Genomic DNA, 15,687 nt, shown 5'->3' with positions numbered 1-15,687 from the left:
CCCCCCCCCCCCCCCCCCCCCCCCCCCCCCCCCCCCCCCCCCCCCCCCCCCCCCCCCCCCCCCCCCCCCCCCCGCCGGCCGCGCCCCCCCCCCCCCCCCCCCCCCCCCCCCCCCCCCCCCCCCCCCCCCCCCCCCCCCCCCCCCGCTTCTCTGTCGGCCTGTGTGCAGCTTAGCGCATGATCATGCGCTGTTTGTCGCGATTTTGCGCGTAGGTGGCCTTGTCGTAGGGGGCCTGCGCCTCGAGCTGCTCCTTGGTGAAGTTCGTGTAGAGATAGCGCTTGCCGTTCTTGTCGGTCATGAATTTCAGGTTGTCCATGCCGACCGCCACCTCCTTCTCGCCGATGCCGAGGAAGCCGCCGACGTCGATGATGACTGCGTCGACCTTCTTGTCGCTGCCCAGCACGATATCGCCAATCTCGCCGACGTTGGCATCGTTGGCGCCGTAAACGGTCGTTCCAACCAGATCCTCGGCCCGGATTTCGCCCATCGGCATTTCGGTTAGCGTCGACTTGTCGATCGACCCGGTTTTGGTCTGGTCGGCCGTAGCCGGAGGCGTCGCTGCCGGAGCGTTTTGAGCCGTCTTGCCGGCTTGGTCAGTCTTGTTGGTCGTCGCAGTGTTATTGTTTGCGGCTGTGTTGCTGGCCGTCACGGTAGGCGTGACGGTGGCAGGCGCAGTAGCCGCGGCACCATTAGACGCAGTGGTCGTCGCCGGGGCCGGATCATAGGCCTTGCGGTCGAAGTCCGGCTGCGCCTGCAGCTCTTCCTTGGTCGTTTGTGCGACCAGCCAGCGATCGCCGTTCCTCTCGGCCCACTGCGCCTTGTCGAAATCATAGGCGACGTTCTTTTCGCCGATGCCGAGGAAGCCGCCGACACCGATGATCAGCGATTGCGCCTTGGCCTCCTTGCTGATGACGATGTCGTTCACGTCACCGATGTTCTGGGCGTCGTCGCCGGTGCCGTTATAGACGGTCTCGCCGATGATATTGGTAGCGAGATTGCCTTCGCGCTTAACCGGGGCGGCGTTGGTAGTTGCCGGCGCTGCCGGAGCGTTCTGCGCCGTATCGGTCGAAGTCGACGGAGCGGCTGGAGCCGTTGCCGTAGTGCCGGTGGCCGCAGGCGCTGGATCATAGGGCGTGCGGTCGAAATCCGGCTGAGCGGTCAGCTCATCCTTCGTTGTTTGCGCTATCAGCCAACGGTCGCCATTTCTTTCGGCCCATTGCATCTTTTTATAGTCGAAGGCGACATTCTTGGTTCCTACCCCAAGGAAGCCGCCAACGCCGATGACGACGGATTTTACGTCGCCGCGCTCGTCGAAGACGATATCGCTGATCTTGCCGATATTCTGGGCATCATCGCCGGTGCCATTATAGACGGATTCGCCGATGATGTTGGTGGCAAGGCTGCCCTCGGCACGCATCGCCGGAGCGGTATTCTGGGCGGCGGGTGGTTGCGCCGGCGCCGGGGTCGTCGCCGATTGCGCAAATGCACCCGTCGCAATCAATGTTGCGACTGCTGTCGTGGTCAAAAGGGTGCGGATCATCTCAGTGTCTCCTCGTCGGTGATTTCTTGCACGCCCTGCCCGCCTGGCGTCACTGCGGGCGCAGCGTCTTCTGCATGTTCACAACGTTGTGACCACACTGTTGTTCCGAAAAAAGCCGTGGTGCACTCGATACGAGGTCAGTCGTTCTCGGATACGCCACGCCGGTCGAAAGGAACATTTTCTCGGCCGCCCCGTTCCCCTCGCGGCTGGGGCCCCGTCCCGGCCCGATGGGTGCTGGAAAATGGAACGGCCATGCGGTTTGCAGCGGTGCTGAACAAGGACGGGGGCACCCTGCGCACTATCGATCTTGAGGCCTTCGCCAGTCGGATGCGCAGTACGCTTGAGACTGCCGGCCACTCAATCGATATCGAAATCGTCGCCGGCAAGGATATCGTCGCCACACTGGACGGCGCAGCTTCCAGGCGGGATATCGAGATCGTGCTGGCTGGCGGCGGCGATGGCACCATTTCGGCCGCGGCAGCCCGTTTAATGAATGGGGAGAAGGCGCTGGCAATTCTGCCGGCTGGCACAATGAACCTTTTTGCGCGCGGCCTCGGTATTCCGCAGACCCTCGATGCGGCACTGAAATCGTTTGCCGACGGCGAGATCATGGCGATTGACATTGCAACAGCCAACGGCCGGCCTTTCGTGCATCAATTCTCGATCGGCATGCACGCCAGGATGGTGCAACTGCGCCAGAAGATGGAATTCGGCTCGCGGCTGGGGAAGATGCGTGCCTCGGTGCGAGCCGCTTGGGCAACGATCAACAACCCACCGGCGATGAACGTAACGCTGACGATTGGTGAGGCCGAGATCAGAACGCGGATCACCGGTATGGGCATCACCAACAATCTGTTCGGCGAGGGCCACCTGCCCTATGCCGATAATCCGGCAGGCGGCGTGCTGGGCATCTATGTCACCGTGGCACGCCGACGCGGCGAATTGATCAGATTCCTCTTTGACGTCGCCCGTGGGAAATGGCGCGGCAACGAGCATGTCGAAATCCATCAGGCAAACCGCGCCGTTTTGAAAATCCATTCGACGAACAGGAAAGTTCAGGCCGTTATCGACGGCGAACTGGTAAGGCTCGATCCCGAGACGACCGTCGAAATCCATCCGCGCGCGTTGAATGTTCTCGTCCCGGCGCGCGCCGCCGAGGCAAAGGTTGCCTGACTTGGGATGCGTGATGCGCGAGAGTCTAACCGCTGGGTGTGTTGCCCTGTTCGGTCTTCGGCGTCTCGATCATCCAGCCGTAGATTTCGGCGACGCCCCAAGCGATAAAAGCCAGCAACAGTGCGGCAATCAGGATACGAAGGACATGCCGGCCCCGCCGCCCTTGACGGGCTTTGTTTTCAGGAACGGTTTTTGGCATTGTCTGGCTCCATATTTGGCGCCGGCAGGCGTCGCTAGCCGGGCATTGGCTGGTAACGGTCCCCCGCCGCGAAAGTTCCGGCTCGACAAGGCGGCAAACGGGCCGGTTGGCCTGATCAATCAGCAGGGCCGGCCACCGGGGGCATAGTGGACGACAACAGCCAGAAAACGCCGGGCCTGCCGGCCGATATTCGCCGTGTGGTGAGCGCCGCGGACCGTCTTGCCGTGCTGCATGGCCTCGACGCGCTGGACAGGGCTGCCGACCCTGATTTCGATCATATCGGTGGTCTTGCCGCTTCGGCGATGCAAACGCCTGTCGCACTGATCACGCTGGTCGATGCCGAGCGGCAGTGGTTCAAGTCCTGTATCGGCCTCGACCAGACCGAAACCGCAACCGAGACATCGTTCTGCGCCTATACCATCGCAGCCGGCAACGTGCCGATGGTGGTGGCCGACGCGGCGGCGGATCCGCGCTTCAAAGCCAATCCGCTCGTGACCGGCGAGCATCATATTCGCTTTTACGCAGGCGTGCCGATCGTAATCGACGGCGCGCTGATCGGCACGCTGTGCGTGCTCGACCGGAAGCCGCACGCACCTCCCTCTTCTGTCCAGCTCGACCAGCTGTCGGCGCTGGCTGGCCTGGCCGCCAGCCTGTTCACGCTGAAGGATGCAACCCGCAGCGCGGCGATTGCCAAGGCCGCACTGGTTCGAGAGGAAAAGCGGCGCGCGATCGCGCTTGACGCGGCTTCGCTGGCCAGCTGGGCATGGGATATCCGCAGCGACATGATCGACTGCGATGTCCTGCTGTCCGAATTGTTCAACCTGCCGAAGTCGAACAGGCTGAGGGCGCGCGACATCCTGACCGCCATCGACCCGCGCGACGTTCACCAGACCGAAACACGCTTTCGCGACGCGCTGACCGGCAGCGACGACTATTTTGGCGAATACCGTGTCAAAGGCCTCGATCCGCCACGATGGATCGCAACGCGCGGCCGCGTCATAGAGCGCGACGGCGAGGGCAAGCCGACGCTGATCTTCGGCGTCAACTACGACATTACCGAACGCAAGCTTGGCGACGAGCGTCAACGGCTGTTGCTGCGCGAGCTCAATCACCGCGTCAAGAACACTTTGGCAACCGTACAGGCGCTGGCGACGCAGACCGTTCGCCATGCCCGCCAGCCAAGCGAATTCCTCGAAGCCTTCAGCGCCAGGCTGCAGGCACTGGGCGTTGCGCACAGCCTGCTATCGGACCGCGAGTGGCGCGGCATCGGCATCCGCGAGCTGGTGGAGATCGAGGTAAAGCCGTTCCAAGCCGCCGGACAATCGCGCATGGCGATCTCCGGTGCCGATGTCCTGCTCTCGCCGGACCAGGCAGTCGGGCTCGGGCTGATCCTGCATGAACTGGCAAGCAACGCACTGCAATACGGGTCGCTCTCGGTTGCTTCCGGAAAGGTCGATCTCGATTGGAAGGTACAAGGCAGGAAGGGTGCGCGGCGTCTGTTGCTGGCCTGGCGTGAAAGCGGCGGCCCGCGGGTTGCGCCGCCCGAACGCCACGGCTTCGGCTCGATCCTGATCCGCCGCAGCCTGGCCAAGGTCATTTCCAGCGAGGTGACCCACGAATTCCGGCCGGACGGCGTGGTCGCCGAAATATCGATTCCGCTCGAAGAGTTGTGACGCCAGCATTTTGCGACCAGGCGCCGGAATCCTTGCCCCGAACCTATCCCCTCCGAATTATTCCCGTTTGCCGGTATCCGGATCATCCGAGCCGCGCTTCACGTTCTCGCGATAGATGGCGTAGGCTGCGAGTGCTATCGCCGGGCCGAGAATCGCGCCCAGTCCGGCCTTCCCCGGGCCACCTTTGCCCTTAAGCAGCGCCGGCAGCACGGCGAGTGCCGCAGTAATGCCGATAGCCTTCATGTCGGCGTCGCGTCGTTTCGCGCGGCGCTTGGCGCGCGAGCCGGCCGATATCCGGTAGACGAGCAGGATGAGACCGGCGATTACCAGAAAGCCGATCCCGAAGCTCTGGGAAGCTGCAATCGGCCCATAGCGGGCAGCCGTCCAGATGTAGGCCGCCCCGACCAGGAAGCCGAGGCCGCACAGCGCCGCGAGCGCTGCGACCGAATAGACAATCGCAGCGACGCGCGCGCGTTGCACCGCCGCAATGGTTTCGCCCGAGGCAAGGCCCGAGATCAGCGATGCAAGCATTCCCATGCGTGCAGAACTAGCGGCGCGCGAGAAACGCGAACAGGAATCCGACGCCTGCGGCAATCGCCAGCGACGTCACCGGCTTTTCGCGCATATGGGCGATCATCTGCGCCTCGATGTCCCTGGCGTTACTGCGCAAGCTGTCGAAGGCTGCCTCGCCCTGGGTTCGCAACTGCTCGACGCTTTCGGCGGCTGCTCGCCGCGCTGCCCCATAGCCATGTTCGCCAGTTTTGGCCAACAGTTTGGTAAGTTGCTCGATGTCGGCCTTTAGTTGTGCGATATCGGCCTCAATATCGGAATTCGTGCGGGCTTCGTTCGCGGCCTTTCCTGCGGCAGTCGCCATTGCTTCACTCTCCATGCTTTTGCTCGGTCGAAACGCCCGACAGACCCCAAGGTTCCGGCACGAACCTCTTCTAACCCTATCTCCGGCGGCGCGCGTTGCAAATGCCCTGCATGGGCGAGGCCGACGCATCCGCGCCAGCACGTTTTTTTAAATGACAGCATGCCAAATAACCATCATGACTTCCCCCGTTTGACGATAGAGACGCGTCTGAGGAGATATTGCTGCGTGCGCCCATCGCTTGACGGTTTGCGAATTCTTATTCTGGAAGATGAGTTCCTGATTGCCATGGATATCGAGCAGCTTTGCCGCGACTACGGCGCGCTCGATGTGGTCATCGCCCGTGATCTGACCGAGATCGAACAGCAAGACGTTGCCGCGCAGTTCGATGTGGCCATCGTCGACCTCATGCTGAGCGGCGTTTCGACCCTCCAATTTGCTTCGCGGCTGCGTGAAGCGGGCGTCCCCTTCGTCTTCGCCTCGGGCTATTCCGATACCGACGAGATCGAGAAATCCTTTCCCGGCGTCAGACTGGTCACCAAGCCCTATTCGGGAGACGATCTCGTCGAGGCAGTTGCGGCGGCCTACAGGCGAACGCCTCTCCGCTGAGGCGCGGAGCCGTTCGAACACGCCCGCGCTTCACGCAGCCGTCGATCCCGTTACCTGAGCCGAAATTGCGTCCGGGCCATACTCGTCTTCACCGGAGATCTTCAGAATCTCCTGCAGCCGCGTACGGGCGCGGCTGACGCGGCTCTTGATCGTTCCAACGGCGCAGCCGCAGATCTCGGCCGCTTCCTCGTAGGAGAAGCCCGATGCGCCGATGAGGATAATGGCTTCACGCTGGTCTTCCGGCAGCAACTCGAGAGCGCCCCGAAAGTCTTCGAGGTCAAGCTGGCCGTGCTGGGCCGGATGAACGGCAAGCCTGGCCGTCATGACGCCATCGCTGTCCTGCACCTCGCGGCCGCGCTTGCGCATCTGCGAATAGAATTCGTTGCGCAGGATCGTGAACAACCATGCCTTCAGATTGGTGCCGGGCTGGAAGCTTTCATGCTTGTCCCAGGCCTTGACCAATGTTTCCTGCACCAGGTCGTCGGCCTTGTCGGCGTTTTGCGTCAGCGACACGGCAAAGGCACGCAGGCTCGGGATCGAGCCGAGCAAGTCGGTCTTGAAGCCCTGGGAGACGGCCGCCATGCCTCAGTCCTTCTTTTGTACAGGTTCGGCCTTTTCCAACTGGCTGAGCAGTTGGGCGAAGCGATCCGGCACATTGTCGGAGACCAGCTCGTCGTAGTATTGTTTGAGTTTGCGGCCGATTTCTGAGTTCGGCCCAAGCGGGTCGCGGGAAGCAGCCCGGTGCCCGTTGCCAACGCCACCCGTGGTAGCTTTTGTCATGTTCTTCATTTCGCCCTTTGTCCCAGCCTTAAGCCGCCCTTCAACACATAACGCAAGGCAAGCGGCAGCCTCGTCTGGTTGCCCAACCCGCCCATCAACGCCAGCCCATATATTAAGTTCCGCATGACCGGAACTTTTTCGCAGAACCCGCGTTTCCAACTCTAGGCTTGTGAACCGTTTTTAGCTGTAACATGCAATCACGTCATATGAGGGAGACGTCCAATATGAGCCTATCAGCCACCATCGCTCCGCACCTGCCGTTCCTGCGTCGCTTCTCGCGCGCCGTATCCGGATCGCAGGAGAGCGGCGACGCGCTGGTCGCCGCAATGCTCGAGGCCATCATTGCCGATGTCGACATCTTTCCAAACGCATCGAACGACCGCATCGCACTCTACAAGGTCTTTGCCAAGCTCTTCACCTCAGTGGCCATTCGCGTTCCGCAGGAGCATGCCCAGTCGGCATGGGAACAGCGTGCCGCGGCCAATCTGAATGCAATTGCGCCTCGCCCCCGCCAGGCCTTTCTGCTGGTGGCGGTCGAAGGCTTCAGCGAAAACGAGGCGGCGGAGATTCTCGACGTCGATGAACAGGAATTCGCCGAACTTCTCGCGCAGGCGAGCAATGAGATCTCCCGTCAGGTGGCAACCGACGTGCTGATCATCGAGGATGAGCCGCTGATCGCCATGGATATCGAGGAAATGGTCGAAAGCCTCGGCCATCGCGTCGTCGGAACGGCGCGCACCCACGCCGAGGCGGTGGCGATGTTCGGCAAGGCGAGGCCAAAGATGGTGCTTGCCGATATTCAGCTTGCCGACGGCAGTTCGGGGATCGCCGCTGTCAATGAGATCCTGTCGTCGACCTCGGTGCCGGTGATCTTCATCACCGCCTTTCCCGAGCGCCTGCTCACCGGCGAGCGGCCGGAACCGGCTTTCCTCGTCACCAAGCCGTTCAATCCGGATATGGTCAAGGCTCTTATCAGCCAGGCCCTGTTCTTTGACCGGCACGCGAAGGCGGCGGCATAAACAGCTAGCGGCCGAGCTGCGGATCAGACGATGGGGCACGCCGGCGTAACTCACTAGCCAAGTGCTGCTGAACCTGAGAAGAAGGTTTTCGCATACCGCAGCAATTCGAGCCGCAAAGATTTTCAGCATCGTCTTTTTCAGAAAATGATGGAACGAACGGCGGCGAGTCACGTTTTCACCGCAGCATTGGAAGGAGATGGATCATGCTTTACTGGGCGCTCGTATTTCTCGTCGTGGCGATCATCGCCGGCGCGCTTGGTTTCGGCGGCATCGCTGGTACCTCGGCCGGTATAGCGCAGATATTATTCTTCGTGTTTCTCGCCTTCCTGATCATATCGCTTATTGCCGGCCTGATCAGACGAGCGTGATGCCATTCGAGCACACTGGAAGCCGCACCCCTCAAACGGTTTCCAGCCACCGCCGGGCAGCGTCCTCCAACGGGACGCCGCTCGGCGGACCGCTTTTAGAGCGGCATACGAAGCGCTTCCTCTTGGAACTCATTTTGCCGCAAGCCGTTCAACGCAATATGGGTGGGGCAAAATGACCGATGGCCTCCAGAGTCGGGAAGATGAAAGAGCGTGGCCAGAGTGATGAGATCATCGCTTTGCATCCTGCCGAAAGCGGAATGCAGCTTGGCCGGGCTCTTCTCCATGCACTGCACAATGCCGGAATTTCGGTCCTGTACCAGGACCGCGAGATGAAGACGGTGTGGGCGCGCAACATGCGCGCACCCTGGTCCGACGATGGCTCCAATAATGACGGCATCTTGCCGCCGGCACAGGCAGAGCGTATCGGCGCCGCCAAGCACGACGTCATCGTCTCCGGCAATCCCCAACACCTGGAACTCAGTGTGCCGGCCGATGACGGCGCCCGTTGGTTCCAGGTCTGGATAGACGCCGACCGCAACGAGACCGGCGCGGTGCAGGGCGTCGTGACCACGATGGTCGAAACAACGGAGCAGAAACGCCGGGAGCAGACGCTGAAGGCGCTGCTGCGCGAAGTCAGTCATCGCTCCAAGAACCTTTTGGCCATCATCCAGAGCATCGCCACCCAGACGGGCCGTTATTCCGGCAGCATTGACGATTTCCTGACGCGTTTCCGGGGCCGATTGCAGTCGCTGGCCTCCTCGCAGGATTTGGTTACGTCATCCAACTGGCGGGGAGCGGCGCTGCGCGAGCTGGTTTCCGGTCAGGTCGGCAGGTACGGCGCGGATCCCATGCACAGCCTGCGTTTCCGCGGCGCAAATCCATATCTCAACCCCAATGCCGCCTTGCACATCGGCTTGGCCATGCATGAGCTCGCCGTCAATTCGGTCAGCTATGGCGCACTGTCGCGCAGCGACGGTTTCGTCGAGGTGACAGCCGATCTGACGGCAGCTTCCGCAGGCGAGCCTGCGCTGTCGCTGACATGGGCCGAAGTGATCGGAGCCAACGACAATCGGCGCAGCGAGAAGCGTTTTGGCAGTGTCGCGCTTGAACGCGTCGTGCCCATTTCATTGAATGGAACGGCGACACTTGAGATCATCGGGAACCGCCTCGAATATCGCCTTGTTGTTCCACACGGTAATTTCGAGACGGATTGAACGATCCGCGTCGCCGCGAGAACGCTTGCTGCGCAGCGCCAACCTTAACCGACTGTTCACCATAAAGTCCGATCCTGTCCGAACGTGCCGCTCCGCCGGACATCGATTGAGTTTGGCACCACATGAAAGGAACGGGCCTTGACGGCTGCCGACTTGAACAGACTGGAACAGGCTGCTCGCGTCTCGATGGGCGGCTTTCAGGATCCCGACGCGTCCGCAGCGCCCGCGCCCGGTGCTTCGCCCCTCCGCTTCGCCGCCGTCGCGCTTGTGGCCGCGATCGTCCTGGCCGCCGCGTCCCAGCTGATCTGATCGCGCTCGCCAAGGTTGCCGCCGGCTCCACTTGTCTCACGACTGCTTGACCGCTGTGTCGTCGCAGGAACTTTGAGGGATCTGAGCCGTTTCCATGGCGAGAGGTTCCCGCCATGGAGCACATTGCCGCCTTGCTGCTGGTTGTCGGCTGTTCGAATGCCATGACCGCGTGCCGTGAATTGCCGGCGCCGGTAAGCGTTTTCGAAACCACTGCCGAGTGCATGATCGCGCGCCCGTTCGCGGTCATCGATCTGCAGGGCGAAGCCCAACATGTCGTCGCCAAATGCCTTGCCGTCGATCCGGCGCTCGAGGACGACTATGACAGCATCATCTGGAACATGCGTCCCGACGGCACGCTCGATGCGTCCTTGGAGATTTCCGGGTTCGTGATAGCATCGAACGGCGCACGCCCCGAAAAAGACTATCTTAATCAACAATGAAATCGTGCGGGCAAAGGCCGTACTTTCATGCTAAATGGCGGTTGGAGCTTATTAAAGTGAGGACAAAAGCGAGGATGACTCCATGCGGAAGATGATTATTGCCATGGTTGCCGTGGTTGCGGTCAGCGGCTGCACCACCACGGAAGAGAACGTGGGTATCGGCACTGTGGGCGGCGCACTCATTGGTGGCGCTGTCGGCGGCGGTAAGGGCGCTTTGATCGGCGCCGGCGCTGGTGCGATTGGCGGTCTGCTCGTTCGCCGCCTGCAAAATGGCTACTGCCAGTACAGAGATCGTCACGGCCGGATCTACACAGCCCGCTGCAACTAGTTTCGAGCTCCAGGCGAACAGCAAACGCGGAGGCAGGCCACCTGTCTCCGCGTTTGCCCATTTGAGCGCTGTTGCGGCGCGGCCACGAGACGGCATTTCAGGCTGGCAGCGGAACCTTGATTTCCACGTTCAAGCCATGTTCGCGAAAATCGCGCCTGATTGTGCCACGCAATTCGCGTGTGACGTTGAGATCGATCAGTCTGGTCCCAAAACCGCTCTTTGCCGGTGTCTCGAGCTTCTTCTGACCGGCCTCGCGCCAGTTGAGAGCCAATGTCCGGGCGCCGCCGCGGCCTTCGAGCGACCAGTCGACCTTCAGCGCACCGACTGAATTGCCGGCCTCGCTATGCTTCAGCGCATTCGTCGCCAGTTCGTGAAAGACGAGGCCGAGTGCCTGCGTCGTCTTTTCATCGAGAAGAACCTCCGGTCCCGACAACAGCCCTTCAGGAAGCTCGCTGCCGAACACCTGCCCGAGCTCGATGCGCAGCAGGTCGCCGAGATCGGCTTTTTGCCAGCGTGAGCGCGTCAGCATGTCCTGGGAAGCCGCCATCGCCTGCAGCCGGGCCGAGAACGAAGTCGAGAATTCCTGGACGTCGGCGGTGTGCGATGCTGTCTGGCGCGCGATTGCCAGCACCCGCGTGATCGAGTTCTTGATGCGATGCTTCATCTCCTGCAGCATCAGGTCTTTTTCCAGCAGGCTCTTTTCGGTCGTTTCGTGAAGCAGCGAGACCGCCTCATAGGCCCGCTCCTGATAGCGGGCCACCAGCGCGATGGCGCCGGCAAGCAGCAGCCCGAATAATCCGAGCATCACCGGGATGGCGCGCGAGGAAGGTTGCGAGAAAGCGCTTGTCGGCCTGAACAGGACAACCCACGGCCGGCCGGCAACGGTGATCTTGCGGGTGACCAGCAGCCTGTCGCCGAGGCTCGAAACAGGCGGCGTTTCCGACTGGAACAGCAGGTTGTCGCTGTCGACCATCCCGTCATAGATCTCAGTGTTGACCGGCAGCAATGGTGCCCGGCTGAGCGCAGCCTGGAACAGGTCACGGGCGCGGAAGGCCGCATAAAGAAAGCCGGCAGTCGAGGATCTCGACGCGTTTACGGCGTCCGGCGCGGTTTCGACATTGAGCCGGACGAAGACGAGGAAGCCGGTAAAAGTCTGCGCGGCACCCGTATCCTTGCCAAGCTGAACGAGCCCGCTGGCATGCTGCTGGTCGTCGGCCATCGCCTTTTCGATCGCCTCGCGCCGCGCCGGCCCGGTGAACATATCATAGCCGATGCTGGATTTATTGGACGGATCCAGCGGCTCGAACAGCACGATGGGCGTACGCCACGGCAAGTTCGTGTCGGGATAGATCGGATAGCTTGCGCCGTGATCGCTCAGGATGTCGCGCGAGACCGCCGCCTCGTTGCCGGTTTTCACCAGGCGGAGGAAGCCGATACCGCGCAGGCCGGCGAAATTATTGTCGATGTCGAGCGCGTTGAAGAAAGCCTTGAACTCGCCTTGCGAGATACCGCCATTGCGTGCGTCGAACAGCGCCCGGGTTGAGCGCAGCAGCGACAGGTCCAGGTCGATGCGGCTTTCGATCCGGTTAAGCGCGTCATCGGCCGTCGCCTCGAATTTTATGCGGGCCGCTTCCTGGGTGGCAAAATAGGCAAAGCCCGCCATCGTCAGGCTGATCAGCGCGACGGCGATAAAAGCGACGGTCGGAAAAAGCTTCTTCAATTGCTGATAACGTCTCACGAAGGTTCGACATCTTTTATGGGCAACTGCCGACGCCAATACAATGGCGAAGCCAAAAGCAGTGGTCACGGCTGGTACATTTACGCCGCCAATGATTAGCCGGCTAATACATCCCAGCGGCGATCTTCAGGGGCGCCCAGCTCCGGAATGGCGCCGGGCGGGCACTTGCTGAGCACCGTCGGATCAGTCGCAGACCGGAACAGCGCCCGCCGCGACGCCGGCGCAGACCTCTTCCTTGTTGATCCAGCCGGCGTCGATGACGACGTTGAGATTGTCCTTGGTGATGGCGACCGGAATCAGCAACAGCGACTTGACGATATTGCCGGCGGGCGTGGTGAAATCCTTCACGCCGGCAATGTCGGTCATCTGCTTGCCATCGGCCAGTTGAGCGGCGATCTCGGCGGCGTTCTTGCCGAGCTCGCGTGCGTCCTTCCACACCGACACGGTCTGTGTGCCGAGCGCGATGCGGTTCAGCGCGGCCTGGTCGCCATCCTGGCCAGAAACCGGAACGGAGCCAGCCAGCCCTTGGGCCGTCAGCGCGGCGACGACGCCGGCGGCGGTGCCGTCATTGGCGGCGACCACCGCATCGACCTTGTTGTCGTTCGCGGTCAGGAACTGTTCCATGTTCTTCCGGGCATTGGCCGGCAGCCAGCCATCGGTATAGGCCTCGCCGATATTCTTGATCTTGCCGCTATCGATGGCGTTCTTCAGCACCTCCATCGAGCCGGCATACAGGACATCGGCATTCGGATCGGCGCCCGAGCCCTTGATGAAGACGTAATTGCCTTCCGGCTTCACCTTGTACACTTCGCGGGCCTGCATGCGGCCGACCTCCTTGTCGTCGAAGGTCAGGTAGAAGACGTCCTTGTTCTCGATCAGCCGGTCGTAGCCGACGACCGGAATGCCTTGGTCCAGCGCCTTCTGCACGGCCGGGCCGATGGCCGAGGCGTCCTGCGCCTGGATGATCAGTGCGTTGGCGCCCTGCGAAATCAGGCTCTGGACGTCGGTGAGCTGCTTGCCGGGGTTGGACTGTGCGTCGGCGGAGATATATTTGTCGCCGGCGGCCTTGATGGCCGCCTTCATCGCGGCTTCGTCGGTCTTCCGGCGCTCTTCCTGGAACTTCGACCAGGAAACGCCGATGACCTTGTCCTTGGCCTGTGCGACCGACGCGAGCGTCAGCGTCATGGCGACGCCCGCCAGAATGGCGGTGGCAAATTTCTTCATCATCTTCTCCCTGCGCCACGAATGGCGCGATCCAAACTGACCAGAAGGCCGGCACAAAGGCTCGATCTCCGGCTGCTGTCAACATCGATTTCTGATGGATTTTGTGATCCTACGAATTTTTTCGAGTGTCGGAATAAACGATGACAGCGCCACCTGCATCTGACATTGTTGTCTCCATCTGACGCTGTTTGTCGGACATTACCGACGGCTTCCGGTTCATGAGCGGCCGCGGCAACCGGGAGGAAAGCAAACGATGTCGGTCGGAATCCGCCATGACGATTTGCGCCGGCGCAACCGGGCGATGGTGATCTCGGCGGTGCGCCGGGCCGGCCAGCCATCGCGTACGGGGATCGCCGCAACCACCGGCCTCAGCCATTCGACCATATCGGCGATCTCCTCCGACCTGATACGGGAAGGCATCCTTGCCGAGAGCAAGGCAAGCGAGTCCGTTTCGTTGAAACGCGGTCGCCCGCAGGTCGGCCTCGCCCTCAACCCGGAAGCTGCGGCGGTACTTACCGTGGTGTTGTCGCTAAATTTCCTGTCGGCCGCCATCATCGACTATGCGGGACAGGTGGTCGCCGAGGAACAGCGCCGGCTGGATACGCTGACGATGGCGCGCGACGAGCTGATCCGCGAATGCATGGCCATCGTCCGGCGCCGGCTGAAGGATCCAGACCTTGACGTCCGCAGTGTCGCCCGCATTGCCCTGGCTATCCAGGGCATTACCGACTCCCCTGCACGCGCCATGCTGTGGTCGCCGATCACGCCGCAGACCGACATCGCCTTTGCCGACATGCTGGAAGATGAATTCGGCATCCCGGCCACGGTGGAGAACGACTGCAATATGATGGCGGTGGCTTTGCGCTGGCGCGATCCGGATCGCTATCGCGACGACTTCATCGCCATCCTGCTTTCGCACGGCATCGGCATGGGGCTGGTGCTCAAGGGCGACCTGTTCACCGGCACGCATTCCTCGGGCGGCGAGTTTGGCCACATGATCCATCGTCCGGGCGGCGCGCTCTGCCGGTGCGGGCGGCGCGGCTGCATCGAGGCCTATGCCGGCAACTACGCCATCTGGCGCAACGCCAGGCAGATGAGCGAAGACAGCGAACCGGTCGCCGACGTCAGCGACGCCGACATGCGCACGCTGGCGGCCCGGGCGCGCGAGAAGGATGGGCCGGAACGCGAGGCCTACCGCAAGGCCGGCGAAGCGCTGGGTTTCGGTCTCGGCTCGCTGTTCGCGCTGATCGATCCGGCGCCGGTCGCGATGGTCGGCGCCAGTGCCGCCGCTTTCGATCTGATCGAGCCGGCCTTGCGCAAGGCAATCGCCCAGACCGCCGGCGGCCAGCATTCGGCTTCGATCTCCTTCGATACCGAGCCGAACGAATTGCCGCTGATCCGCCAAGGTTGTGCCATGCGGGCGTTAAGCTTTGTCGACCAGGAGATTTTCGCGCCGGGCGCGCAAATGAGGCCCGGCATGAGAAAGAACGTAGCCTGACCCGGCGGGTCAATCTTCCCTGATCGCATAACCTGCACCGCGGATGGTGCGGATGACATCGGGCATGCGGCCGTTGTTGACGGCCTTGCGCAGCCGCCCGACATGCACGTCGACGGTGCGTTCGTCGATATAGATCGTCTCGCCCCAGACATTATCGAGCAACTGGCTACGCGAGAAGACGCGGCCCGGATGCCGCATCATAAATTCGAGTAGCCGGAATTCGGTCGGCCCGAGCCTGATCTCGCTCTTCTTGCGATAGACCCTGTGCGATTCCCGATCGAGCACGATGTCGCCGACCTTCAGCACGCTGGACAACACTTCCGGCTTGGCGCGCCGCAGCAGCGCCTTGACCCTGGCCATGAATTCCGGTGTCGAAAACGGTTTGACCAGATAGTCGTCGGCGCCGGTCGAAAGGCCGCGCACCCGGTCGCTCTCCTCGCCGCGCGCGGTCAGCATGATGATCGGCAGCCGCTCGGTTTCGGGGCGCACCCGCAACCGGCGGCAGAGCTCGATGCCGGAAACCGCTGGTATCATCCAGTCGAGCACCAGAAGATCGGGCACATTCTCCTGCAAACGGATCTCGGCTTCGTCGCCGCGTGTCACCACCTCGACCTGGTAGCCTTCGGATTCGAGGTTGTAGCGGAGCAGCACACCCAACGGCTCCTCGTCCTCCACCACCATTATGCGTGGTGCGATCATCGGTT

Annotated in this window: 19 protein-coding genes; 10 read left to right on the top strand and 9 right to left on the bottom strand. The window is 62.1% G+C overall.

Features of this window, described 5'->3' with window-relative positions; genetic code table 11:
• Positions 1 to 169: 169 nt before the first annotated feature.
• On the bottom strand, positions 170 to 1,540 hold the full coding sequence (locus AC0L2P_RS27315; RefSeq protein ID WP_473505737.1) for a PRC-barrel domain-containing protein: 1,371 nt from the start codon (positions 1,538 to 1,540) through the stop codon (positions 170 to 172).
• 252 nt (positions 1,541 to 1,792) lie between these two features.
• Here AC0L2P_RS27315 and AC0L2P_RS27310 point away from each other — a divergent pair, with 252 nt between their 5' ends.
• A complete protein-coding gene (locus AC0L2P_RS27310) occupies positions 1,793 to 2,713 on the top strand; it encodes a diacylglycerol/lipid kinase family protein (RefSeq protein ID WP_473505735.1) in 921 nt (306 codons plus the stop codon).
• Between the two features lie 25 nt (positions 2,714 to 2,738).
• Here AC0L2P_RS27310 and AC0L2P_RS27305 read toward each other — a convergent pair whose 3' ends face one another.
• The gene (locus tag AC0L2P_RS27305) at positions 2,739 to 2,912 is read right to left on the bottom strand and encodes a hypothetical protein (RefSeq protein ID WP_473505733.1); all 174 of its coding nucleotides are present in this window, start codon (positions 2,910 to 2,912) and stop codon (positions 2,739 to 2,741) included.
• Between the two features lie 146 nt (positions 2,913 to 3,058).
• Between AC0L2P_RS27305 and AC0L2P_RS27300 the strand changes: the two genes are divergently transcribed.
• Entirely contained in the window at positions 3,059 to 4,585 is a 1,527-nt protein-coding gene (locus tag AC0L2P_RS27300) for a sensor histidine kinase (protein WP_473505731.1), read from the top strand.
• Positions 4,586 to 4,642: 57 nt separating this feature from the next.
• Here the strand turns inward: AC0L2P_RS27300 and AC0L2P_RS27295 are convergent, their stop codons facing one another.
• Positions 4,643 to 5,122, bottom strand: coding sequence for a hypothetical protein (locus AC0L2P_RS27295; RefSeq protein WP_473505729.1), 480 nt, complete (start codon positions 5,120 to 5,122; stop codon positions 4,643 to 4,645).
• A 10-nt stretch (positions 5,123 to 5,132) separates the two neighbouring features.
• The gene (locus AC0L2P_RS27290; RefSeq protein WP_473505727.1) at positions 5,133 to 5,459 is read right to left on the bottom strand and encodes an ElaB/YgaM/YqjD family protein; all 327 of its coding nucleotides are present in this window, start codon (positions 5,457 to 5,459) and stop codon (positions 5,133 to 5,135) included.
• 285 nt (positions 5,460 to 5,744) lie between these two features.
• On the opposite strand from AC0L2P_RS27290, the gene AC0L2P_RS27285 reads away from it, so the two are divergent.
• Entirely contained in the window at positions 5,745 to 6,065 is a 321-nt protein-coding gene (locus AC0L2P_RS27285; protein WP_473505747.1) for a response regulator, read from the top strand.
• Between the two features lie 30 nt (positions 6,066 to 6,095).
• On the opposite strand, the gene AC0L2P_RS27280 is transcribed toward AC0L2P_RS27285, so the two are convergent.
• Both AC0L2P_RS27280 and AC0L2P_RS27275 read right to left on the bottom strand, forming a co-directional pair.
• Positions 6,096 to 6,647, bottom strand: a complete 552-nt coding sequence (locus tag AC0L2P_RS27280; protein WP_023678544.1) for a sigma-70 family RNA polymerase sigma factor — start codon at positions 6,645 to 6,647, stop codon at positions 6,096 to 6,098.
• Positions 6,648 to 6,650: 3 nt separating this feature from the next.
• On the bottom strand, positions 6,651 to 6,854 hold the full coding sequence (locus tag AC0L2P_RS27275) for a NepR family anti-sigma factor (protein ID WP_473505725.1): 204 nt from the start codon (positions 6,852 to 6,854) through the stop codon (positions 6,651 to 6,653).
• 215 nt (positions 6,855 to 7,069) lie between these two features.
• Between AC0L2P_RS27275 and AC0L2P_RS27270 the strand changes: the two genes are divergently transcribed.
• The 6 genes from AC0L2P_RS27270 to AC0L2P_RS27245 all read left to right on the top strand — a co-directional run bounded on the left by AC0L2P_RS27270 (position 7,070) and on the right by AC0L2P_RS27245 (position 10,523).
• A complete protein-coding gene (locus AC0L2P_RS27270) occupies positions 7,070 to 7,864 on the top strand; it encodes a response regulator (protein ID WP_473505723.1) in 795 nt (264 codons plus the stop codon).
• Positions 7,865 to 8,067: 203 nt separating this feature from the next.
• Positions 8,068 to 8,232 carry a DUF1328 domain-containing protein gene (locus AC0L2P_RS27265; protein ID WP_352529136.1) on the top strand — a complete coding sequence of 55 codons (165 nt, stop codon included), beginning with the start codon at positions 8,068 to 8,070 and terminating at the stop codon, positions 8,230 to 8,232.
• Between the two features lie 179 nt (positions 8,233 to 8,411).
• Positions 8,412 to 9,446 (top strand): sensor histidine kinase, encoded by a 1,035-nt coding sequence (locus AC0L2P_RS27260; protein WP_473505721.1) that lies wholly within the window; start codon positions 8,412 to 8,414, stop codon positions 9,444 to 9,446.
• Between the two features lie 138 nt (positions 9,447 to 9,584).
• Positions 9,585 to 9,755 (top strand): hypothetical protein, encoded by a 171-nt coding sequence (locus tag AC0L2P_RS27255; protein ID WP_473505719.1) that lies wholly within the window; start codon positions 9,585 to 9,587, stop codon positions 9,753 to 9,755.
• Between the two features lie 113 nt (positions 9,756 to 9,868).
• Complete coding sequence (locus AC0L2P_RS27250) at positions 9,869 to 10,195, top strand: hypothetical protein (RefSeq protein ID WP_473505717.1); 327 nt, start codon at positions 9,869 to 9,871, stop codon at positions 10,193 to 10,195.
• A gap of 82 nt (positions 10,196 to 10,277) precedes the next feature.
• On the top strand, positions 10,278 to 10,523 hold the full coding sequence (locus tag AC0L2P_RS27245; RefSeq protein WP_006328050.1) for a YMGG-like glycine zipper-containing protein: 246 nt from the start codon (positions 10,278 to 10,280) through the stop codon (positions 10,521 to 10,523).
• Positions 10,524 to 10,620: 97 nt separating this feature from the next.
• Here the strand turns inward: AC0L2P_RS27245 and AC0L2P_RS27240 are convergent, their stop codons facing one another.
• The gene (locus tag AC0L2P_RS27240) at positions 10,621 to 12,243 is read right to left on the bottom strand and encodes a CHASE domain-containing protein (RefSeq protein ID WP_473505745.1); all 1,623 of its coding nucleotides are present in this window, start codon (positions 12,241 to 12,243) and stop codon (positions 10,621 to 10,623) included.
• A 201-nt stretch (positions 12,244 to 12,444) separates the two neighbouring features.
• Entirely contained in the window at positions 12,445 to 13,485 is a 1,041-nt protein-coding gene (gene xylF / locus AC0L2P_RS27235; protein WP_473505715.1) for a D-xylose ABC transporter substrate-binding protein, read from the bottom strand.
• 253 nt (positions 13,486 to 13,738) lie between these two features.
• On the opposite strand from xylF, the gene AC0L2P_RS27230 reads away from it, so the two are divergent.
• Entirely contained in the window at positions 13,739 to 14,983 is a 1,245-nt protein-coding gene (locus tag AC0L2P_RS27230; RefSeq protein ID WP_473505713.1) for an ROK family protein, read from the top strand.
• 9 nt (positions 14,984 to 14,992) lie between these two features.
• Here AC0L2P_RS27230 and phoB read toward each other — a convergent pair whose 3' ends face one another.
• On the bottom strand, positions 14,993 to 15,682 hold the full coding sequence (gene phoB / locus AC0L2P_RS27225; RefSeq protein WP_031212149.1) for a phosphate regulon transcriptional regulator PhoB: 690 nt from the start codon (positions 15,680 to 15,682) through the stop codon (positions 14,993 to 14,995).
• Positions 15,683 to 15,687 lie beyond the last annotated feature (5 nt).

Source organism: Mesorhizobium sp. WSM4836 (genome assembly GCF_055811815.1).
This window is presented reverse-complemented; position numbering and strand designations above follow the sequence as displayed.